Source organism: Nocardia amamiensis NBRC 102102 (genome assembly GCF_001612745.1).
Classification (GTDB): Bacteria; Actinomycetota; Actinomycetes; order Mycobacteriales; family Mycobacteriaceae; genus Nocardia; species Nocardia amamiensis.
In genome coordinates, this window is sequence record NZ_BDBA01000226.1 from 1 (window position 1) to 18,442 (window position 18,442).

Below are 18,442 nucleotides of genomic sequence, written 5' to 3' on the forward strand. Positions count from 1 at the left end.
GGTCACGGCCGCGGCGGAGGGCGGCCGGTTCCTCGGATACGGTGCTGCCGCAGGCGAATTCGCCTCATTGGATGGGGTGGCGGCGGAGCGTGGTGTCACCGTGTACGGACTGTTCGACATCGCCGGCGCAGGCACCGATTGGCAGGCGCTCGCCGAGCGGGCCCAAGCCGAGGTTGCCGCCGGGCGGCTGGAGGTCGTCATCGGTCAGACGTTTCCGCTGGAACAGGCCGATCGGGCGCATGCAGCCATCGAGTCCAGGGCTGCCGTAGGGCGGACTTTGTTAACGGTGTGAACAATCACTCCGATCTGGACAAGTGATGTAGTGCACAACCCCGGTAGCGGCGCTACTGTGCCGGGGTGAACACTCTGCTCATTGTCGGTATCGTCATCGTGGTTCTCGGCTTCGTCGTCGCAGTCGTGCAGTTCGCCAGTCGTCCGCCGAAGGATGCCGAGCCATGGGACCGCGAAGACGCCGAAGACTATGAGGTCCGCTGGGACGAGAACTACCGCGACGACTGACCCCGCTCGGCGGGGGTCAGCACCACCACCGCGATGGGCCGCTTGGTCAGCTTTTGATAGGCGCTGTAGCGACCCTGATTCACCTTGTCGACGATCGCCCATCGCCGGGCGTAATCGGGATCATCCGGCAGTGTCGCCTGCGCCCGCACCGCCAGTTTGCGCCGCCCGACCTGGATCTCACACTCCGGTCGCGCCTTCAGATTCGCCAGCCACCCCGGCGGCCGCGGCGAGCCGCCATTGGACGCCGTCACCAAATAGTCCTCGCCGTCGCGCGCATATGTCAGCGCCGAGGTCCGGTCTTTGCCGCTCTTGCGTCCCACGGTCCGCAGCAAAAGGGTCGGATTCCCCAGCAACAGGCGATGCCCCACCAGCCCACCGGAGTTCTCGTACACCCACTGGTGCGCCTTCAATACCTTGATGAACAACCCGGCCATACCTGACCCTCCAGTAGGTTTCGACACCCAACCCTAAGTCACCAACCGCGACTGGTCCCCACCCCGCCCGACCCGGTAGCATCCCCAACGCTCGCGGATTCGCGCGGCACGGGGCGGTAGCTCAGTCGGTTAGAGCCGTGGACTCATAATCCATTGGTCGCGGGTTCGAGCCCCGCCCGCCCCACAAACCCCCTCTGAGCAGGGGGTTTTTGTTTTTCTGGAGAGGTTTCGATCTAGAACAGCGCTCGTCCACGAATAGATTATTGCCGTAGCATCTGGGGATGGGGACTGCTTCGCTGGACGACATCCGCGAGTTGCGAGACGACTTCGCGACCGAGCTACGGCGCAAGAACCGCGCCAAGAAGACGATCGAGGTCTACCTGGTCCACATCGGCTACTTTGCCGAGTACCTGATCTCCGAAGCTCTGCCGACGGACGCGCCTGAGATCACCCGTGACCACATCGGCGGGTACATCGAGACACTGCTGTCAAGGACGAACCGGCGGACCGGTGAGCCGCTGTCCCCGCAGTACGCGCGCAGCCAGTATCGGAGCCTTCAGCAGTTCTTCAAATACCTTGCGGCCGAGGAGATCATCGACTCCGACCCGTTCGACAGGTTGAGCCTCCCGGACGCTCCGGACAAGCTCGTGCCGGTCCCGAGTCTCGAATCCCTGCGCGCCCTACTCGACCAGTGCGCCGGAACCGACTTCGATTCGCGGCGGGACAACGCGGTTATCCGTCTGTTCGCGGACACCGGGTGTCGCTGCGGCGAGGTCGCCAACCTCGGTATGGACGATCTCGACTTCGAGGAGAACAGCGCGCTGGTCGTCGGCAAGGGCGGCCGGCCACGATCGTCACCGTTCGGCGACAAGACGCGCATCGCACTACGCCGGTACCTGCGCGCCCGCAACCAACATCCGTTCGCGAAGAAGAGCGACCGGCTGTGGCTCGGTCGGCAAGGTCCGATGACCGACCACGGCATACGGCAGATGATGGAACGCCGCGCCGAGGCCGCGGGCATCGACCACATTCACCCACACATGCTGCGCCACTGGTTCGCCCACAACTGGCTCGCCAACGGCGGCCAGGAGCAGGATCTTATGATGCTGGCCGGATGGCGCTCGAGGCAGATGCTCGATCGATACGGCAAGTCTGTTGCCGACGAACGCGCAAAAGCAGCCCACCGCCGAGCACGTCTTGGAGACAAGCTGTAGGGCTGGCCGAGGCAGTCTCCGGGCAGCAGCAGGTCATTCAGGGAGGCGCTACGGTTAGCCGTATGACCGATGACTTCGTTGCGTGGGCTGCGAAGCTGGCGCGGGACAACCTCGTCGGAATGTCTCGGCGGTGGCGGCACGTCCAAGGCGTTGCTCGGCAGGCTCGGCAGGCAGTCGACGTGGTTGATGACCGCGACCTCTTGTTGGCTGCGGCGTGGCTGCACGACATCGGCTACGCGCCATCGATCCGTAGGACTGGATTCCATCCGGTGGATGGCGCCGAGTTCCTGCGGCGTGAAGGCGTGCCGGAGCGGCTGTGCGCTCTTGTTGCGAACCATTCGTGCGCCTGTATCGAGGCGCGTAACCGCAATATCGTGATCAACTGGCCGGACGAGCAAACGGCATTGCGTGACGCGCTGTGGTGGGCGGATATGACGACGACGCCAACCGGGGAAACGACGGATGTGCGCACTCGCATTGCCGAGGTTCGCGAACGGTACGGCCCGGACCATGTCGTATCCAGGTCGTTGGCTGAGGCGGCGCCTGAGCTGATCGAAGCAGCTGACCGTACCGAGAAGCTACTGCGCGAATAATTAGCTTCTCATGGGGCTGTTACGTGTAATACGGCCCTGCCGAGGGAGTCAGGCCCCGGTCGATACGAAGCGCAATCGAGGGATGTACGTCCAGTGATGAAACATCGCTGGGCGCAACCCATCTGACCTCTTTCGATTCAGAGCTAGTTCGAAGTTCGCCGCCGATTGGGTCGGCGCGAAAGCAGATGGAGAACTCTTGGCGAACTTCACCATCGTCGTACGCGATGACGTGCTCCGGATTCGAGAATATTCCGATGAGGTCGGTCACCTGGACATCGATCCCGGTTTCTTCTTTGACCTCTCGAACGACCGCCTGGGTGACCGTCTCGCCCGCCTCCAGTCCGCCTCCAGGGATCGAATAGTGATCGTTGTCGGTGCGGTGGATCATCAGGATTCTGCCCTGTGAATCGCGCACTAGGGCGCTCACTGCGACCTTGATGCTGTTCGGCGTGGGCGCGTCGGGGTCATGGAAATAGTCGGTCCGCGTCATGAACGATCACCTTTCGGGGGTCGCGTTCGACCATACGTGCTCGAAGCTGGTCATATACGTCTGGAACATGTCGCCAGCAGGCAGTTGGCGCAGATGAAGCGCGGGGGCATGCGCGCCCGGCAGCCCGTAGACGTGCATGTTGACGATCATCTCGTTGTCGAATCGGAACACCGAGTTGTAGAGCGTCGTGTCGTGGTATCGCAGTTCGACGCCGTCGATATCGGCCAGCGGTTCGATCAGTGCGAGTGCGTTGTTGATACGCGAGGGCACGGTGCCTGCCGCCAGACGTTCCTCGGCGCTGCGCTTGTCGGCTTCTGCTGCGGTTGGGCGACCGAACAGCAGCCGAACCTTCAGCCCGTCGCATGTCCTCTTGCGCAGCGTTCGTGTGAACTCGGGCTCCTCGGCAAGGAACAAGCCCGCGAGCACGAGGACGTCGAGTCGCTCGCTTGTGCTCGACAGCAGCCGCTTCCACAGGTCACTTGGAATTGCACTGCGGTGTGGGTAGACCGTCAGGACTTCTGATTGTGCAACCTCGACCTTTCGTTCTGGCGCGAGTGCGTCCGGCCACAAGTAGTTCTCGGTTTCTCCGACCAGGGCGGCGACCGCATGCCGGTGCTTCGGGTAGGGCACCCGGCCCTTCGTGATCCACCGCTCGACGGTCTTCGGCTCCACTCCGGCCTTGTCGGCGACGTCCGGGATGTCGAGGCCAGCCTGCTGCATCGCACTGCGAAGGCGTTCGTTCGCCATTTCGCCTCCATTTTCAGGGACGTCTAGGGACGTCTCTAACGGTACCTAAGACGTCCGGACAAGTCCACCTATGCGGTGCCTACGCCTGCCACTTCAGCGAAAAGTGTGGAACTGCAAGGAATTTCCCACTTTTCGAAGGAGCGGGCATTGATGGACAGGACGTCTAGTGAGGCGCGGAATCTGATCAGCCTCAAGACTGCGGCGGCGCTCGTCGACGTCGACACCAAGACGATCCGGAACTGGATCGCGGCCGGTGACCTCAACGGATTCCGGGTGAACGGCCGCCTCCTGCGAGTGGAACGCGACGAGGTGCTGGCGCTGATTCGCCCCGCCGCGACAGTCGTAAACGGCGGTGTGGCATGAGCACCCCGGTGGAGCGGACATTGCAGGCGCGGATCGCGGCGCACGAGTCCTGGGCGAAGACTTCCGATCGCGCGGCGCGCACCGCGAAGGCACGGGCGGCGATGGCAAGCAAGTTTGACCGCCTTGTCGATCCCGATGGGCTGCTCAGCCCGGAGGAGCGCGCGTACCGCGCTGATCAGGCGCGGAAGGCCCACTACACGCGGCTTGCATTGAAGTCGTCGCAGGCTCGCCGTCGTCGCAGCCGCAGCCGTAAGGGCGGTGAGTTCTGATGCGCGCCCGAACATTTGGTTTCGCGGTTGTCGCGGTGGCTCTCGGCTATGCGGTGCTGACGGCGCCGGAGGTTGTCGGATTCACGGTGATGCTGCTGGGTGCGATCGCGTTCTGGCGGTCGTCGCGGCGGTGGGGGGTTCGGCGATGAGCATCAACGAGCCGCTGCACGATTCGGCCGACTTGCTGGACGAGTTGGACGCGATCATCCGTGAGCAGGAGTTGTTGCGGCAGCGGGCGATTGCGTTGCAGGCCCGCTACCGGGCGCTGGAGGCGCACGCCGACCGGTTCGACAAGCCGGGGTCGAACCCGTGGTTGCCCGAGGAGTTCGGCAGCGTCAATGTCGAGGCCGCTGTCCAGAGGCTCGACTGTGCCGCCGACAGCATGTACTACCCGGCGAAGTGGCTTGTGTCGGCGCGGGAGTGCGCGGCCAAGGTCCGGGAGTATCCGCAGCCGGAGCGTGAGCGGGTCGACCGGCCGGAGGTTGATCGGGGGCGGTCGCGGTGACCGCGCCGTGGCGGCAGGACCGGCCTGTTCAGGGGTACACGGTCACCCATTTCGACCGCCGTGGTGGTCACAACCCGTTGCATTCGATGGCCGGTCCGGAGTTCACCGGGGTCGGTGCGGTGTACGCCCCGCTGGGTGTGTTGCCGCCAACGATGCGGATCGCCGCTGTGGCGGTGCTGCTGCTCGTCGCGATGGGCGGATGCACCGCGGCGTGGATCGATCAGCAGGACTACGTGCCGTCTCCGAACATCTGCCGCCCGCTCAATGCGGGAGTTCCGGCGGAGCCGCCCGGGTCGTGTGTGCCGCGTGAGCACGTGCCGGAGGTGGCGAAGTGAGTGCGCAGGAATTCGAGTCGGCGGATCTGGCTGCGCTAGCTGCGGAGGCGGAGCAGGAGCGGCTGGCTGTCGTGGACGGCGTCCTGACGGACATGTTCTATGCAGCCTCCGCGGCGGCGTGTTCATGGGACGACGCGGATCGCCGGACCGCGCGGGCGAAGGTCGACCACGTCAACTCGGTCAGGGAGTCGTTGCACGCCGAGCAGGTCGATGCGTGGATTCAGATGCTGGACCCACGACCTGAGCAGGCACGGACCTGCCGCGACCAGCCGAAGTCTCGCGGGATCGAGCGGTCGCGATGAGCAGCAGTCGTTTTCACGATCCGGATGGCAAGCGGTTCGGTATCCCGACGTGGCCGTGGGGTTTGGCGCCGCAGTATCTGCGGACCCGTCGCCAGCTCGCCCGCCACGGCAAGAGCCCGGGTGGTGAGTATGAGGCGCAGGTGCTGCGCGCTCGGGGTGGGTCGCGGGGGCCGTTGGAGGCGTACCTGTACGACGTGGAAACCGCTGTGCCGAAACGTGTTCCGACCGCTGTGCAGTTGGAGGCGTTGCAGCTGGCGCGCCGGCAGCGGTTCGTCCAGGCGTGCGAGCGTCGCGGGATCGACGCCACCGATATGCGCGAGTTCATCCAGCAGGCCCGCGCCGACATCGCGGCCTGTCGCCGTGGGCGGGATAGGGGGCGGACCCGATGAGCCGCCGTCAACCGCAAGGCGTGGTCTACCTGCTGCATTTCGAGCGCCCGTATCGGCACGCGAAGCACTACACCGGTTGGACCACCGATCTGGAGGCCCGGTTGGCCGAGCACCGCGCCGGGCGCGGAGCGCGACTGTTGGCAGTGATCGGCCAGGCCGGGATCGGCTGGTCACTGGCCCGCACGTGGGGCGGCACCAAGGGCCGGGAGCGGCAGCTGAAACGCACAGGTGGCGCATCGCGCCGTTGCCCGATGTGCGGAGTCAGCCCACGCGAGGACACGGCCGAGCTGCGCGGCGTGGTCGCGCAGGCCCGCGCCGAGATCACCGCTCGCCGCCGCATCACTCGGGGGCAGGGAAGGGAACGAGGTCGTTGAACCACAACACGAAGAACGCGCCGCGGTGGGACCAGTACGCGGCGTTGGAGTTCGAGCACCGCGATCAGATCATCGCCGGACTGCGCGGCAGCGGGTTGACCTATCAGGAGATCGCGCGCCAGTTGTGTATCCGGGCGCGGCAGGTGGAGCAGGTGCTCGGTGAGGTCGCCGCGCTGCGGGCCCGCGAGGTGAGCCAGGCCGAGATCGCGCGGCGGGTCGGGCTGCCGCGCACCACGGTCCAAGACCTGCTGCGCGGGGAGCGGGCGAGCCGTTCGACGCCGCGGAAGACGAAAGCGTTGCGGGCGCTGGTGGACATGCACGGCATGCAGGTGGACGTGTTGGGCTGGTTTCTGGGCATGGAACGCAACCACGTCTACAGCTTGGCCAAGCAGTTGCATGACGAAGGCCGCATCTACGAGCTGGAGGACGTGCAGGCCGGGGAGAAGTGGGTGGTGCCCACGCGTGTGACCGCCGCCCGCTATCTGGGGTGGCGTCCCGCCGATTGGCGTCCGCCGCTGGGGTTGGCCGAGCACTACCGCGCGGTGGCGCAGGCTCGGATCATGCTGGTCGGCTCCGACCCGCAGCTGTGGGTGTCGGAGCGGGTGTTGCGGCACCGGGTCGGCAAGACCGCAACCGGCAAAGGCAAGACCGGCGCGGTGGAGGTGTCCACCGGCCCGGAGCCGCGGTTGGGGCACCCGCACGTGCACGACGGCCGGTTCCTCGGCGTCGTGAAGGGCCGCCACGGCTGGTGGGCGCTGGAAGTCGAGCTGTCGAAGAAAGACCCCGACTACATGGATATCGCGCTGAAGGGCGCGATCCGCGCAGCCCGCGACAGCCGCGACGAAGCGCTGGTCGGCGTGTTGTACCTGTGCCGCAACCCCGCCGTGCTGGACAACGTGGTGGCCGCCTCGGAGCGGTTGCCGCACAACGAATTCGGCGATCTGGCGCTGGATCTGGTGATCCGCGACTTCGACCGCGAATGGGCCAAGTTCCTCACCCGGTATGCCGCGATGCGCGAGGCGCAGAAGCAGCAGAGCCCGAATCGCCGCCGCCGCACTCTCATTCATCTCACGCAGGAAGCATCATGACCAACAAGAACTGCTTACCGATCCTTACCCCCGACGACTGCGACCCCCTCCACACCGCGACCCCAACACCCGCACCGGCCGCGCCGTCGATCGAGCAGGCGCCACCGCCGTCGATCGAGATTCACCCGGTCAAGCCGCCGATCAAGCAGCTCGACGGCATCGACCTGCCCGCCTTCGCCGCCGTCGCTGACTTCGCGGGCACCGCCACGGTGTGCGGTGTCGTGATCGTGGCGATGCTGGTCATGATCGTGGCCGTCGCGGCGCGGTGGCCGTTGGCGCCGCACCGGTTGCGCAACTTCGCGATCGGGTCGCTGCTGCTGCCCGCCGCTGCGGCGGTGGCCGGCGGATCGTGGTCGACGCCCGCCTCCCTGTTGTGGTCGGGTGCGGCGCGGGTCGCCGACGGCGACGTGGGTGGGCTGCGCACGATGGTCGTGCTCGGTGCCCCGGTTGCCGCGTTGGCGGCGACCTATTGGTGGGCGTCGTTCGTGCACAAGACCAACACCGTCGGGTTGAAGAACCTGGGCCGCACCGAGCGGGTACAGGCGGCGATGGCCGCGCGGCAGTTCGCCGGGGCCGCTCGGGCGGCGCGGTCGGTCGGCGCCCCGTTCACCACAACGGACGGGATCGTGCTAGGGCCGCTGGCGGACCGGCGTTCGGCGAACCCTCTCGGCTTGTGGTCGGAGCTGACCGCGCGGCATCAGGCGTGGATGGTGGTGCCGCACAAGGAAGCGCGTCGCCAGATGGCCGCGATCGGTACGACCGGCTCGGGTAAGACGGAGCTGATCAAGCGGTACGCGGTCGGGATGCTCGAATACGAGTGGAACGCCTGGCAGCGGTGGAAGGACGTGCCGGGCATGCGGGGCAAGCACCCGCGCCCGCTGCTGGTGGTCGTGTCCTGCAAGGGCGGCAACGACGACAAAATCCTGGGCCACGAGCTGCGCGAGATCGCCCAGCGCCGCGGTATCGCTGCCGACCGCATCGCCGAGGTTCCCCACGGCGCCCGCCTGGACGTGTGGGCAATGCGCGCCCGTGACCAGCGGGCGGTGCTCGGCGACATGCTCAACGCCGGACAGGCGTCGACCTCCGAGGGGCAGCACTTCGACGAGCTGCGCCGCCGCGTCGTCTCGCTTGTCGTCGATGCCCCGGTAGGGCCGCCCCGGTCTTCGGCGGAGTTCCTGGAGCGCCTGGACGCCGACAAGCTGCTCGACATCTGGGGCAACGCGCCGGATGTGAGGCGGATGGTCGAGGCGCTGCAGGCGGAGAAGGTCCCGCAGATCGACGACATGCTCATCAAAGCCAGCAACCTGTTCGACTCGTTGCAGGGCGAGGACGGGCGGATGGTGTTCGACGGCGGTGTCGACCTCGACACCCTCGACGTGCTGTATGTGACCGTGCCCGGCCTTGACAAGGACGCCGCCCGCGCCCAGGTCGCGGCCATCCTGCGGATGCTGATGCAGCGCGCGGCCCGCACCGCGAAGGACCAGCGTCGCAGCGTCACCTTGATCATCGACGAGCTGAGCGCGCTCACCACCGGCCAGGGCTCGATCGGGCTGGAAGAGGTGTGCGAGCGAGGCCGCTCACAGGGTGTCAGCGTGCTGTTCGCCGCCCAGAGCCCCGAGGGCGTCGCCGGGGATCAGTGGGCGCTCAACCGGATCTTGAAGTCCTGCGCGGGTGGGGTGCTGCTCGGCTACGTCGAGAACGCCGGAGACCTGTGCAAGCACTTCGGGTCGGTCCGGCACATGCTGCCGTCGCGGCACCTGATCAAGGGCCAGCGCACCGGCGACGAAGGCCAGGTGTCCGTCGGCGAGAAGTGGCTGGTCGACCCCGACCGCGTCCGCCAGTTCGACACCGGCCAATTCGTCTACGCCAAGGCCGGACGCGCCCAGTTCGGGCATGTCGTGCCCGTCGACCCCGCCACCGTGCGCCCCCTGCCCGGCACCACTGGCGCCGATCTCGAGGCCGAGCCCGTCACCGCCGACGCGCCCGCCTGAACTCGCAATTTTTCCGAAACCAATTGGAAGGCAAGCCAATGCGCATCATCCGCCCGCACGACGATAACGACGACAACGACGATGGCCAGCGGCGGCCCGAACCTGCCGCGACACCGACCGATCCTGCGATCGCGGGCGAACTGTTCGCCGACGAAGTCGAGGACTGGCTGGCTGGTATCGCCGACCTCGACACCGCCCCGACCGCCGCACCCGCACAGACCGAACGACCCGCCGCTGACACCGGGCCGGTCCGCCGCGCCGCGCTGACCGTCGTTCCCGACCTCGACGACGGACCCAACGAACAGCCCACCGCCGCAGTGGCGCCGGTCCCAGCGCGCTCACGAGCGCAGACCGCGCGCCGCACCGCGGCAGCCTCCGCCGTTGTGGTCAGCGCAGCCGTGACCGCCGGATGGGGTGAGGGGCCGCTGGTGGTCGGTCCGCTGGCCGTCTACGGCGGCGCGTGGGTGGCCTACCTGTGGTGGAACGCCGCCCACCGCCCGCCGCTGCTGCAGGCCATCGACACCGCCACCGCCGGTGTCGGCCACGCCGTCGCCGCCGTCGCGACCGCCATCGTCGCCCTGCTGCGAGCCCTGGTCGAGCGCATCGACCGCGCCCGCACCCAGCACGAGACCAACCGCACCACTAGCGCTAACGCCCACGCCCGGTGACCACCACAAGGAAGGAAAACCCGTTGAGCACCAACAAGATCCCTGACGAACCGATCCGGACCGCGCCGGTTGACCTGTACGAGCGTCTGCACGGCGTCGATGACCGGCTGACCGAGCTACGGCGGGAGCTGAACGCGATCCGCCGCGAGTACGCCACGCTGCGCCGTCATCCGGAGGCGCTGGCGGTGGACACCCTCGGTAAACCGATGGACCCCGTGGTGGCCACCGACGCTGCACTGCACGGGCTGGCGCAGGCCGACCGCGAACTGGACGGTGCCGAGCAGTGGATCGCCACCGTCCGCGGACAGTACGCGACCCGCCTCAAGCTCACCGACGCCGCCGCCGACGAACTCGCCCGCCGACGCAACCGCGTCGAGCGGACCCGATGACCCCGAAAACAGCTACCGCAGAAAGGAATCCATCACCATGTCTGACCGCAGTGTTGAGGACGAGTTGATCGCCGAGGCCCGCAAGTTCGGGCACTCCCTGACCCACATGCTGCGTCTGCACGCCCAAGCCACCAACTGGTTCGAACGGCGGAAAGTGCGCAAGCAGATCAGCTTGGCGTTGCGCGAGCAGCGCCGCGCCGAGCAGACCGCACGCGAACACCACCTCACCTGGACCCAGGAGATGATCGACCGCTACCGCGCGCACGCGCTCGCGGTCGCCGAACGCGCGCACAACCCGAGCGTGGACCACGAACGCCGCTACCGGGACGCGCAGTCGCTGAACCGGCACGCGAACGATCTGCGCGCCCGCATCGTCGCCAACGACCGGCTAACCAAAACCGAACAGGGCATCGCCCTGGACGGGCTGGACGCGGCCACCACGTTCCCGCAGTTCGAGCCGGGCCGGTTGTTCGACAAGGCACACAAGGTCCGCGGCATCGACGCCCTGCGCTACCGGGCGCAGGTCGCCCGCTCCATCCGCGAGCAGCAGACCCACAACCCGCAGCGCGAGCAGCGACGGGCGGAGACGCCGGAGCAGGCCGAAACGATCCAGCAGATCCGCCGGGCCGAGCTCGCCGGTAGGCGGGAACTCGACGAGCATGTGCGTGGGGTAGACCGCACCGACCCGCCTTCCGAGCAGCCCCGGCGCGACCATGACCGGTTGGCCGAAGTCGAGCGCCAGCTCAACGACGTGATCGCTGATCGTGACCGGCTCGGCTCACGGGTCGGGATGCTTCAGCGCGGCCTCGACTCTGTCACTGCCGACCGGGATGAGATGCGTCGCAAGCTTGATTCCGCCGAAGGTCATATCGAGGCGTTGAAGAACCGCAACCTGCGGCTTGCGGCCGAGATCCGCGAACTGCGTGACCAGTCCGGCATCCAGCAGATCACCGCCGAACGCGACCAGCTGAAGCGGGAACGCGACGAGGCGGTGCAGAAACTCGTTCAGGCAACCCCGGAACACCAGCGATATGGCAGCGGTCGGCGCCGCGCCGCCGCGAACGGCAACCACACCGGGCCGGAGCTGACCGCTGAGCAGTTCCAGGAGGCGATGCGCCAAGGCAGCGACGCGGTGAGACGTGACGCGGTGGGCAAACGCGCCAGTTTCCTCACCGAGTTGCGTGACCTCGCCGCCTCCGACCAGGGAAAGCATCTGGGGGAGCGTTTCCGGGATTGGGCGCAGTCGGCCACCGACGGTGAGCTGCTGGCCTACGCCGAGAAACACGGCGCCGTGCCGCGTGACCCGTCACAGCCACGCCTGGACCCAGTGGAGGAGTCGTTCGACGCCGTGCGCGACGAGAACCGGCGCCAGCGCAGCGACCAAGCGCAGGCCGGTGCAGACACGCAGTCCTGGCCGCGGCCGGAACGGAACGGTCACGGCCGCAACGGCATCGAGCGGAGCCGGTGATGGAACGCGAGCACGAGGAAGCGATGCGGGCGGAGTTCGCCGAGTACACCCAGCTCACCGAGCAGATGTACCGGCCCGACGCCACCGACGCCGAGATCGACAACATCTGTGATCAGCGCCGTCAGATCGACCAGCGGTGGGGCGAAGGCCCGCACGCCGAGCATTGGGGTTACCTGTCGGACGCCTACGAGGACTGGCGGCAGGCACCGGACACCATGTTCCGGTTCATCGACAACATCGCCCACAACGGCGGCGGGGTCACCGACGTCCAGCACCGCAGTCTGCTCCAGGCTGGACAACTGGCCGGTCGAAGCAGCCAGCAAGTCCGCGACGCCGCCCGCCGCTACACCGCCCGCGCCACATCCGAGCAGCCCACACCCCGATCGGACCGCACGCAGGTCGAGCGGGGGCGGTGATGGTAACGCACCCGCAACAGCGCAACTCGTACCCGGGACGCTCCTACGACGTGGTGACCGATGCCCTGGTTCATCGGGTCGGTCCGCCGCCGATGCCGCGGTCGCCGCAGCAGTGGACGAACTACTTGTGCCCGGTGCACGAGGGTGACGGCCACCACCACAACCCGTCGTTGGGTGTGCGGTACGACCCGCAGCAGGGCAAAACGATGGTTCGCTGCTGGGCGCGCTGCAACGACGAGGAGGTGCTGGACCGGATCGGGTTGCGGGTGCGTGACCTGTGGGACCGGCTACCGGAGCGCATCAACCAGCAGGGTTCTGCTCGTCGGCCGTTCGCGGCCGGCGGGCGGCCCGCCCGCCCGGTAAGCGTCGCCTCGCCGGTCGAGAAAGCCATTCTCGCTGCACGGTTCCCGCTGCCCGCTAGACGGGACCTGGGCGCCCAGATCGGCGAGCCGGAGGCAGTCGACACCTACATCTACCGGTGGCCCGACGGCCGAGTCGAAGGCGCAGTGGTGCGCTTGCACACCCCGCACGAGCACGGGCACGCCAAGAGCTTCTACCAGCGGCGCTGGACCGGAACAGCTTGGGACAACAACGGTTTCGCCCCGATCCCGTGGAAGCTGGCCGACGTCCGGGAAGCGCTCGACACCGGGCGTGAGCTGTATGTGTGCGAGGGCGAGAAGGACGTGCAGCGCGCGAACCGGGCCGGGCAGCTGGCGACCTGCAACGCGATGGGCGCCGGGAAATGGACCCCTGAGCACGCCCGCTGGCTGGCCGGGGCAGCCCGCGTGATCGTGGTCGCCGACCGCGACCGCCCCGGCTACCGGCACGCCGCCCGCGTCGCCGAAACCCTCACCGACCGTGTCGGAGAGGTCCGGGTGATGCAGGCCCGCGGTGGCAAGGACCTCTCGGATCACTTCGACGCCGGATACGACCTGTCCGAGCTCGACCCCGTCCCGTACCTCGACCGGCCCCGCCCCCAGCGCAGCGTCCACGACCTGCACCTCAGCGGGCGGGCCGACCGGACCCGCAGCCGCTGACCCTCCACCGACCACAACATGAAGGACCAACCCGACATGACCACCGACCCGAACGAGACCCACGCCTATCTGCACGCTCTGGAGCTCCAGCGTGGCCTGTGCCGCGCCACCGACGCCTACTACCGCTTCCTCGACACCCACCGCGCCCAGCTGGAGGGGCTGCCCGATTTCGACGTCGCCTACGACGAGATCGCCAACGAATACCGCGACTTCGGTGAGCTGACCACCTTCACCGATCACCCCGACCACCCCGAGCCTCAGCCCCGCGACAGGCGCCGCAGCCGCTGACCACAACAGGAAGGACCTCATCACCATGACCAGCAACACCTTCGGACAGCGTTTCCGCCGTGCCGCGCGTCCCGCGTCGGCGTTCACCAAGACCACCCCGCCCGCCACCACCATCTACGGCCGCATCACCGCCGCGGTGGAGGAGCCGAAACTCAAGTTCGGCGGGGCGCCGGGTGAGGTCGAACTCGACCAGGCCGGCCAGCCCGTCATGCAGACCGTGATCACTCTCGAAACCGGTGCCGGGCCGCGGAACTTGTATGTGTCTTGGCGGATGGAACAGGCCATCGGCCAGGCGATGGAAGCCGCGGGTGCGGAGGACTTCGAGATCGGTGCGACCCTGTCGGTCACTTACACCGGTCCCGACCCGGAGTACTCGCGTGCTCGGTTGTTCACTGCCGTCTACACCCCGGCCGCTGTGAGCAAGGGTGCGTGAGTCGTGACCGGATTCGATTCCGGTGCGGACGTGGTGCGCAGCAGCGTGTCTGCTGCGCACCACAGCGCACCAGACGGTGCACAGGGCGGTGCGCGGACCCCGGAGGAGGCGTCGGCGGTCCGGTTCTTCTGGGGTGAGCTGCTGCTGGTGGCGGCGATGTCGATCGCGGGCAACATCGTTCACGCATGGATCAACGCGCCGGAGGACAAGCGGTGGATCGCGGCGTTCGTGGCATGTTTCCCGCCGGTAGCGTTGCTGGCAGCAACTCACGGTGTCGGTCTGCTCGTCCGTGCGCAGAACAAGGCGCGCTTCGCCTACTGGGTGGTTGTGCTGCTCACCGCGTCGATCGCGGGTATCGCGTTCGCGTTGTCGTTCGACGCTCTGCGGGAACTCGCGATCCAGGTCGGGATGAGCAAATCGCTGGCAGGATTGTTCCCGGTTATCATCGACGGCGCCATCGGACAGGCCACCATCGCCCTGTTGGTGCTCGCACGCACCGATCGCACCACCACCGAACCAGCGGTTCGCACCGATCCGGAACCAACGCACCGGCCCGATCCCGTGTGCACCGTGTCGGTGCGCGAGGTCCACACCGAGACCCGCTCGACATCGACCGAACTCGCCGCGTCGACGCCGTCGGTCGAGCTGGCGCGCACCGCTGAACCAGTCGCGATCGAGGCCCCTGCGCACCACGCACCGGCGCGCGGTGCAGTGGACACCGACCGGTGGACGACCGTCGCGGAGTCGGTGTGCAGCGGCGACCCGTCCGGTCGGCGGGACCCGGAGAAGGTGGCCGAGATCCTGCGCCTGCGCCACGAGCAGGGCTGGTCCCACGCCCGCATCGCCGAACACGTCCAGATCACCAAATCGACCGTGACCCGCACCCTGACCGCAGCCCAGGAACACATCCAGGAAGGTGCCCACCCGTGACCAGTGTGGTCAACATCCGGCTGTCCGGCGACGCCGACGCCATCGCCGCGGTAACCGCGATGCTCACCGCCTGCGGGTTCGACGCCCGCTTTCGCGAACGGACCTACCCCAACCGCAACGGGTTCGGGGTCCGCGTCTACGGCGAAATCGCCGTGGCCGAACCGCTCGGACAGGAGGCCGGCCTCGAATGCCCCGCCTGATGTCGGTGTCACTCACCGAACCGCAAGTCCACGCCCGCACCAAGACCGTCACCCGCCGCTTGGGCTGGCGAATGCTCCGACCCGGTGACCGGGTCACCCTGTGCCGGAAGGTCATGGGCCGCCGTCCTGGGGACCCGCTTGTCCGGATCGTCGACGTCGAGATCGTATCGATCCGGCGGGAACCACTGGGCGCCATCACGCCGGAAGACGTTTTCGCCGAGGGTTTCGGGAATTTGAGCCCGAGCCAGTTCGTCGAGTTTTTCTGCGCCACCCACTCTGGTTGCCAGCCCAACACGATGGTCACCCGAATCGAGTGGCGCTACTGCGAGACCGAGACCGCAACAACCGAATAGCTGACGGCAGCAGCAAGTCCGTCCAGTAGGCCCGCCCGGCATCCGCCAGGCGGGCCTACTGGCATGTTGGGGACCGTCGCGAGGGTGTCGACGGGCCCGTGACTGCCGGGACTGTGCCGGGACACTGCCGGGATAGAGCCGGGACAATGCCGGGATATTCAGGTCCCGGCACTGTCCCGGCATGCCCAGGCCAAACTGGCGTTTGACCTGGGGTGTTTTGCGCCGCCTCCTGCCCTGCCCGGCCGACACTCTCTATGGCTTCGCTGTTCATAGAGAGTGTCGGCCGGGCAGGGCAGGAGACAACACAAAACACAAAAGCAGGGAAGGACCAGAAGGGCGGGGAGACCACAAGGAACGGAGAACCACAAAAGGAGGGTTGGGTGGGTGGTTGCGTCAGGTGCGGAAGTTGCGTATAGAGCTGCGCCACCGACAGTGGCGTGTTCGCGCGCAAGGGCGCGCTCAGTGCTGTGCAGGAGTCGGGAGCGTGGGCGGCGGTGCAGGGCGCGCGTGTTTCGTGAGGGGCAGGTTGTGTAGCGCGCGTGTCGCACGCTGCTGGGCGGGGATGGACCACAACAGGAAGGTAGTCGGTGGGGCGATCAACCACTTGACCCCCAGGTCGGCCTGGGCGATGAATTACCTAGTCACGTGCAGTTTTTGATGGTGCGCGGTACGTTGAAGACGTGGGGCTTGTTCGTCTGCGTGCCAATCGTGTGGTCCCGCTCTGGTCCCGCGCCATCTACCTGAAAGAACGACCCGCCAGATCCACACTGCTAGGCGCGCGTCTCGTCATGCGCCAGGACGTTTCCCTAGCTAAGCAATGCCGTTGGACGCGAACCGCAGCAATCTGGTGGCCCGAATGACCTGGACTGTCAGGGCCGGGTTTTCCAGCCTTGGCGTAGCTCCTCGTATTTATCGTCGAGGCGCTGCCTTGCCAGAATAAATTCCGGCGCAAATAGGAACACAACCTTAGGCAACGAACCACTCTCTACTGCTTCTACGACAGCATCAAAAAGCTTCATCCGATCATCTAGTAGGGCATATTTATGGATAGTCGCCACAGGGCCGTGATCCCAATTTTTAGACTCCAAGTCTTCGTCTATTGCGCCGACGCCCTCCAAGACGACAGCAGTCCAGGCCGCAGCATCTATCTTACGAACTAAAGCTAGGTCGGCTCGAGGACGACATGTACCGATAATTCGTGCGATCCGATGATGACCACGGCTCATTAAATCCCATTGAAGATCGCAGATGCGATGCAACATCTTAGGCTCGTAGTCCTGCCTGTCGACTTTACTATTTGTTCCGGAAATCTGGTTGACAAGCAGCTTGAAGTAGAGTTGAGAGGCCGCCTCCAGGCAGGATTCAAGACTCTCATGTATGTCAGATTCCGTTAGGGAAATCAAGCTACCCTCCGCGCCGAGGGTAGATTCTTGGCCGATATCGGACATGCGGGCCATAAGCTTCTTATCGATTTTCCCGCCGGAGTGAACGACACAATTTCGGATAGCTGAAATGGCACAGATATGATTCCAAGGATGGGGCCAATCCCACCGCTTTCGAGGCAATGAAATTCCACCGTGTCTTGCCAGTCTCTCAATCCATGTGGTGATCGGCTCCTGAAGTTCCGCTTCTACCTGGCGACCCGCAATCCTCTTAAGGATCGATTGCCCATCGGAAAGATCGGATACATCGCGCAGAGAGATTGACGGGTTTCCTGAAATCATCGCAGGCCGCTGACAGTAGAGAGTTTCAAGCAGCTCGCCAGCGAAAATCTCGAACGACGAGTAGATCGATACAATCGCAGCCGAATGGGCATGGTTGCTTCGTTTCGGATGAGTGATCGTAGAAGCAAAATTTCGCGTTATCAAGAAGAAGGCGCTTGAAACTTCCTTATCCTGGGAGGACTTAACAACTGTTGGTTCACTGTTGCGCTTACCGGCCATAGCTTCCCGCGCAACCCTCTCCAACGCTTTCCCGAATCCCTCTAAGTGATCGGAAAGTTCGGATCGTTGATCGGAGCTGAGATATGAATACATCTCGCCCACAAGACCGAGATTTATTTCATCGTCAGAAAATAGGGGGGAATCGATCCACTCTAAGGATAGCTCAATAGAATATACGAAACGCGTATAGGCGTTCCATAAGTCGTCGGCAAGGGCGTCCATGTTCTCCACACGGTGAGTGTACGAAGCAAACCACTGAGCTGGTAGCCAAATTGGCCCTGTTGAGTGGTGGCGTGCACATAGCAGGGCTGGCTTCCCTGCCTGCCCATAGGGCCTGCCTTTCTCGTGTGGAGGCTCCGCGGTCAAGGGGGGCGATAGCCATCATGTAGTGACGCCGTAGTCGCTCTTTACGGTAGAGGGGCGCGGGAACACAATGCAGGACACCAGTCAGCAGGGCCACGCGGCCGGAGGTCGCGCACATCCCGCCTCGAGAACTGGTCGATTCATGTGTTCGGCAACGCGGTGGGACGGGACCACGGCCAGTCATCCCGGGCGTTGCGGGCCGATTCGTGCTCGGGCTGCGGGAGACCAAGACGGGTACGGCTCTCGTCGTGCCCACACTTCTCGGTTATCGGAAATCAACCATCTCGGATCGGAAGCGGGTGGCGCTGGCGTGCCGCCGACGCGCCCGGTGGGGGCCGCCA

Annotated in this window: 27 protein-coding genes and 1 tRNA gene; 24 read left to right on the forward strand and 4 right to left on the reverse strand. The window is 66.0% G+C overall.

Annotation, left to right across the window (positions count from 1 at the left end; all coding sequences use genetic code 11):
* Both NA4_RS31990 and NA4_RS40895 read left to right on the forward strand, forming a co-directional pair.
* Positions 1-292: zinc-binding dehydrogenase (locus tag NA4_RS31990; protein WP_157129418.1), on the forward strand; the 292-nt coding region annotated here is incomplete at its 5' end.
* A 65-nt stretch (positions 293-357) separates the two neighbouring features.
* Positions 358-519 carry a hypothetical protein gene (locus NA4_RS40895; RefSeq protein WP_157129419.1) on the forward strand — a complete coding sequence of 54 codons (162 nt, stop codon included), beginning with the start codon at positions 358-360 and terminating at the stop codon, positions 517-519.
* Here the strand turns inward: NA4_RS40895 and NA4_RS31995 are convergent.
* On the reverse strand, positions 504-953 hold the full coding sequence (locus NA4_RS31995) for a nitroreductase/quinone reductase family protein (RefSeq protein WP_067478698.1): 450 nt from the start codon (positions 951-953) through the stop codon (positions 504-506). The two genes, NA4_RS40895 and NA4_RS31995, sit on opposite strands and share 16 nt — an antisense overlap.
* A gap of 110 nt (positions 954-1,063) precedes the next feature.
* Here NA4_RS31995 and NA4_RS32000 point away from each other — a divergent pair.
* From NA4_RS32000 to NA4_RS32010, 3 genes are all read left to right on the forward strand, one after another.
* Positions 1,064-1,137, forward strand: a tRNA-Ile gene (locus tag NA4_RS32000).
* Positions 1,138-1,234: 97 nt separating this feature from the next.
* Entirely contained in the window at positions 1,235-2,167 is a 933-nt protein-coding gene (locus tag NA4_RS32005; RefSeq protein ID WP_067478701.1) for a tyrosine-type recombinase/integrase, read from the forward strand.
* A 119-nt stretch (positions 2,168-2,286) separates the two neighbouring features.
* The gene (locus tag NA4_RS32010; protein WP_218022483.1) at positions 2,287-2,760 is read left to right on the forward strand and encodes an HD domain-containing protein; all 474 of its coding nucleotides are present in this window, start codon (positions 2,287-2,289) and stop codon (positions 2,758-2,760) included.
* Between the two features lie 19 nt (positions 2,761-2,779).
* On the opposite strand, the gene NA4_RS32015 is transcribed toward NA4_RS32010, so the two are convergent.
* Together NA4_RS32015 and NA4_RS32020 are read right to left on the reverse strand one after the other, a co-directional pair.
* Complete coding sequence (locus tag NA4_RS32015; protein ID WP_067478707.1) at positions 2,780-3,250, reverse strand: NUDIX hydrolase; 471 nt, start codon at positions 3,248-3,250, stop codon at positions 2,780-2,782.
* A 6-nt stretch (positions 3,251-3,256) separates the two neighbouring features.
* Positions 3,257-3,997, reverse strand: coding sequence for a helix-turn-helix domain-containing protein (locus NA4_RS32020; RefSeq protein WP_067478711.1), 741 nt, complete (start codon positions 3,995-3,997; stop codon positions 3,257-3,259).
* A gap of 150 nt (positions 3,998-4,147) precedes the next feature.
* Between NA4_RS32020 and NA4_RS32025 the strand changes: the two genes are divergently transcribed.
* From NA4_RS32025 to NA4_RS32115, 19 genes are all read left to right on the forward strand, one after another.
* Positions 4,148-4,360, forward strand: a complete 213-nt coding sequence (locus NA4_RS32025) for a helix-turn-helix domain-containing protein (RefSeq protein WP_067478714.1) — start codon at positions 4,148-4,150, stop codon at positions 4,358-4,360.
* Positions 4,357-4,629, forward strand: a complete 273-nt coding sequence (locus NA4_RS32030; protein ID WP_245671686.1) for a hypothetical protein — start codon at positions 4,357-4,359, stop codon at positions 4,627-4,629. The genes NA4_RS32025 and NA4_RS32030 overlap by 4 nt, the downstream gene beginning before the upstream one ends.
* Positions 4,630-4,774: 145 nt before the next feature.
* The gene (locus NA4_RS32035; protein ID WP_067478717.1) at positions 4,775-5,134 is read left to right on the forward strand and encodes a hypothetical protein; all 360 of its coding nucleotides are present in this window, start codon (positions 4,775-4,777) and stop codon (positions 5,132-5,134) included.
* Positions 5,131-5,469: a hypothetical protein gene (locus NA4_RS32040; RefSeq protein ID WP_067478720.1), complete on the forward strand. Its 339-nt coding sequence runs from the start codon at positions 5,131-5,133 to the stop codon at positions 5,467-5,469. The genes NA4_RS32035 and NA4_RS32040 overlap by 4 nt, the downstream gene beginning before the upstream one ends.
* Positions 5,466-5,771, forward strand: a complete 306-nt coding sequence (locus NA4_RS32045; RefSeq protein WP_067478723.1) for a hypothetical protein — start codon at positions 5,466-5,468, stop codon at positions 5,769-5,771. The genes NA4_RS32040 and NA4_RS32045 overlap by 4 nt, the downstream gene beginning before the upstream one ends.
* Complete coding sequence (locus NA4_RS32050) at positions 5,768-6,160, forward strand: RRQRL motif-containing zinc-binding protein (RefSeq protein WP_157129420.1); 393 nt, start codon at positions 5,768-5,770, stop codon at positions 6,158-6,160. The genes NA4_RS32045 and NA4_RS32050 overlap by 4 nt, the downstream gene beginning before the upstream one ends.
* Positions 6,157-6,534 carry a GIY-YIG nuclease family protein gene (locus tag NA4_RS41975; RefSeq protein WP_174553022.1) on the forward strand — a complete coding sequence of 126 codons (378 nt, stop codon included), beginning with the start codon at positions 6,157-6,159 and terminating at the stop codon, positions 6,532-6,534. Before NA4_RS32050 ends, NA4_RS41975 begins: the two co-directional genes overlap by 4 nt.
* Positions 6,531-7,622: a hypothetical protein gene (locus NA4_RS32060; protein WP_067478732.1), complete on the forward strand. Its 1,092-nt coding sequence runs from the start codon at positions 6,531-6,533 to the stop codon at positions 7,620-7,622. Before NA4_RS41975 ends, NA4_RS32060 begins: the two co-directional genes overlap by 4 nt.
* Positions 7,619-9,613 carry a type IV secretory system conjugative DNA transfer family protein gene (locus NA4_RS32065; protein ID WP_067478735.1) on the forward strand — a complete coding sequence of 665 codons (1,995 nt, stop codon included), beginning with the start codon at positions 7,619-7,621 and terminating at the stop codon, positions 9,611-9,613. The genes NA4_RS32060 and NA4_RS32065 overlap by 4 nt, the downstream gene beginning before the upstream one ends.
* 38 nt (positions 9,614-9,651) lie before the next feature.
* On the forward strand, positions 9,652-10,281 hold the full coding sequence (locus tag NA4_RS32070; protein ID WP_067478738.1) for a hypothetical protein: 630 nt from the start codon (positions 9,652-9,654) through the stop codon (positions 10,279-10,281).
* A 23-nt stretch (positions 10,282-10,304) separates the two neighbouring features.
* On the forward strand, positions 10,305-10,670 hold the full coding sequence (locus NA4_RS32075) for a hypothetical protein (protein WP_157129421.1): 366 nt from the start codon (positions 10,305-10,307) through the stop codon (positions 10,668-10,670).
* A gap of 37 nt (positions 10,671-10,707) precedes the next feature.
* Entirely contained in the window at positions 10,708-12,138 is a 1,431-nt protein-coding gene (locus tag NA4_RS32080; protein ID WP_067478743.1) for a coiled-coil domain-containing protein, read from the forward strand.
* Positions 12,138-12,554 (forward strand): hypothetical protein, encoded by a 417-nt coding sequence (locus NA4_RS32085; RefSeq protein ID WP_067478746.1) that lies wholly within the window; start codon positions 12,138-12,140, stop codon positions 12,552-12,554. Before NA4_RS32080 ends, NA4_RS32085 begins: the two co-directional genes overlap by 1 nt.
* Entirely contained in the window at positions 12,554-13,591 is a 1,038-nt protein-coding gene (locus NA4_RS32090; protein WP_067478749.1) for a toprim domain-containing protein, read from the forward strand. Before NA4_RS32085 ends, NA4_RS32090 begins: the two co-directional genes overlap by 1 nt.
* Positions 13,592-13,609: 18 nt before the next feature.
* Positions 13,610-13,879, forward strand: coding sequence for a hypothetical protein (locus NA4_RS32095; protein ID WP_067478752.1), 270 nt, complete (start codon positions 13,610-13,612; stop codon positions 13,877-13,879).
* 25 nt (positions 13,880-13,904) lie between these two features.
* Positions 13,905-14,312, forward strand: coding sequence for a hypothetical protein (locus NA4_RS32100; RefSeq protein ID WP_067478755.1), 408 nt, complete (start codon positions 13,905-13,907; stop codon positions 14,310-14,312).
* Between the two features lie 3 nt (positions 14,313-14,315).
* The gene (locus NA4_RS32105; RefSeq protein WP_067478758.1) at positions 14,316-15,242 is read left to right on the forward strand and encodes a DUF2637 domain-containing protein; all 927 of its coding nucleotides are present in this window, start codon (positions 14,316-14,318) and stop codon (positions 15,240-15,242) included.
* A complete protein-coding gene (locus NA4_RS32110) occupies positions 15,239-15,442 on the forward strand; it encodes a hypothetical protein (protein WP_067478761.1) in 204 nt (67 codons plus the stop codon). The genes NA4_RS32105 and NA4_RS32110 overlap by 4 nt, the downstream gene beginning before the upstream one ends.
* A complete protein-coding gene (locus tag NA4_RS32115) occupies positions 15,430-15,795 on the forward strand; it encodes an ASCH domain-containing protein (protein ID WP_245671687.1) in 366 nt (121 codons plus the stop codon). Before NA4_RS32110 ends, NA4_RS32115 begins: the two co-directional genes overlap by 13 nt.
* An 869-nt stretch (positions 15,796-16,664) precedes the next feature.
* On the opposite strand, the gene NA4_RS40900 is transcribed toward NA4_RS32115, so the two are convergent.
* Positions 16,665-17,969: a hypothetical protein gene (locus NA4_RS40900; RefSeq protein WP_157129423.1), complete on the reverse strand. Its 1,305-nt coding sequence runs from the start codon at positions 17,967-17,969 to the stop codon at positions 16,665-16,667.
* Positions 17,970-18,442 lie beyond the last annotated feature (473 nt).

What these genes read in the sequence shown, in the direction of transcription:
- NA4_RS31995 (WP_067478698.1), bottom strand. Translation starts at nt 953, where the DNA reads ATGGCCGGGTTGTTCATCAAGGTATTGAAGGCGCACCAGTGGGTGTAC.
- NA4_RS32015 (WP_067478707.1), bottom strand. Translation starts at nt 3,250, where the DNA reads ATGACGCGGACCGACTATTTCCATGACCCCGACGCGCCCACGCCGAAC.
- NA4_RS32100 (WP_067478755.1), top strand. Translation starts at nt 13,905, where the DNA reads ATGACCAGCAACACCTTCGGACAGCGTTTCCGCCGTGCCGCGCGTCCC.
- NA4_RS32070 (WP_067478738.1), top strand. Translation starts at nt 9,652, where the DNA reads ATGCGCATCATCCGCCCGCACGACGATAACGACGACAACGACGATGGC.
- NA4_RS32050 (WP_157129420.1), top strand. Translation starts at nt 5,768, where the DNA reads ATGAGCAGCAGTCGTTTTCACGATCCGGATGGCAAGCGGTTCGGTATC.
- NA4_RS41975 (WP_174553022.1), top strand. Translation starts at nt 6,157, where the DNA reads ATGAGCCGCCGTCAACCGCAAGGCGTGGTCTACCTGCTGCATTTCGAG.
- NA4_RS32080 (WP_067478743.1), top strand. Translation starts at nt 10,708, where the DNA reads ATGTCTGACCGCAGTGTTGAGGACGAGTTGATCGCCGAGGCCCGCAAG.
- NA4_RS32115 (WP_245671687.1), top strand. Translation starts at nt 15,430, where the DNA reads ATGCCCCGCCTGATGTCGGTGTCACTCACCGAACCGCAAGTCCACGCC.
- NA4_RS32010 (WP_218022483.1), top strand. Translation starts at nt 2,287, where the DNA reads ATGTCTCGGCGGTGGCGGCACGTCCAAGGCGTTGCTCGGCAGGCTCGG.
- NA4_RS32030 (WP_245671686.1), top strand. Translation starts at nt 4,357, where the DNA reads ATGAGCACCCCGGTGGAGCGGACATTGCAGGCGCGGATCGCGGCGCAC.
- NA4_RS32090 (WP_067478749.1), top strand. Translation starts at nt 12,554, where the DNA reads ATGGTAACGCACCCGCAACAGCGCAACTCGTACCCGGGACGCTCCTAC.
- NA4_RS32065 (WP_067478735.1), top strand. Translation starts at nt 7,619, where the DNA reads ATGACCAACAAGAACTGCTTACCGATCCTTACCCCCGACGACTGCGAC.
- NA4_RS32085 (WP_067478746.1), top strand. Translation starts at nt 12,138, where the DNA reads ATGGAACGCGAGCACGAGGAAGCGATGCGGGCGGAGTTCGCCGAGTAC.
- NA4_RS32035 (WP_067478717.1), top strand. Translation starts at nt 4,775, where the DNA reads ATGAGCATCAACGAGCCGCTGCACGATTCGGCCGACTTGCTGGACGAG.
- NA4_RS32025 (WP_067478714.1), top strand. Translation starts at nt 4,148, where the DNA reads ATGGACAGGACGTCTAGTGAGGCGCGGAATCTGATCAGCCTCAAGACT.
- NA4_RS32005 (WP_067478701.1), top strand. Translation starts at nt 1,235, where the DNA reads ATGGGGACTGCTTCGCTGGACGACATCCGCGAGTTGCGAGACGACTTC.
- NA4_RS32095 (WP_067478752.1), top strand. Translation starts at nt 13,610, where the DNA reads ATGAAGGACCAACCCGACATGACCACCGACCCGAACGAGACCCACGCC.
- NA4_RS32020 (WP_067478711.1), bottom strand. Translation starts at nt 3,997, where the DNA reads ATGGCGAACGAACGCCTTCGCAGTGCGATGCAGCAGGCTGGCCTCGAC.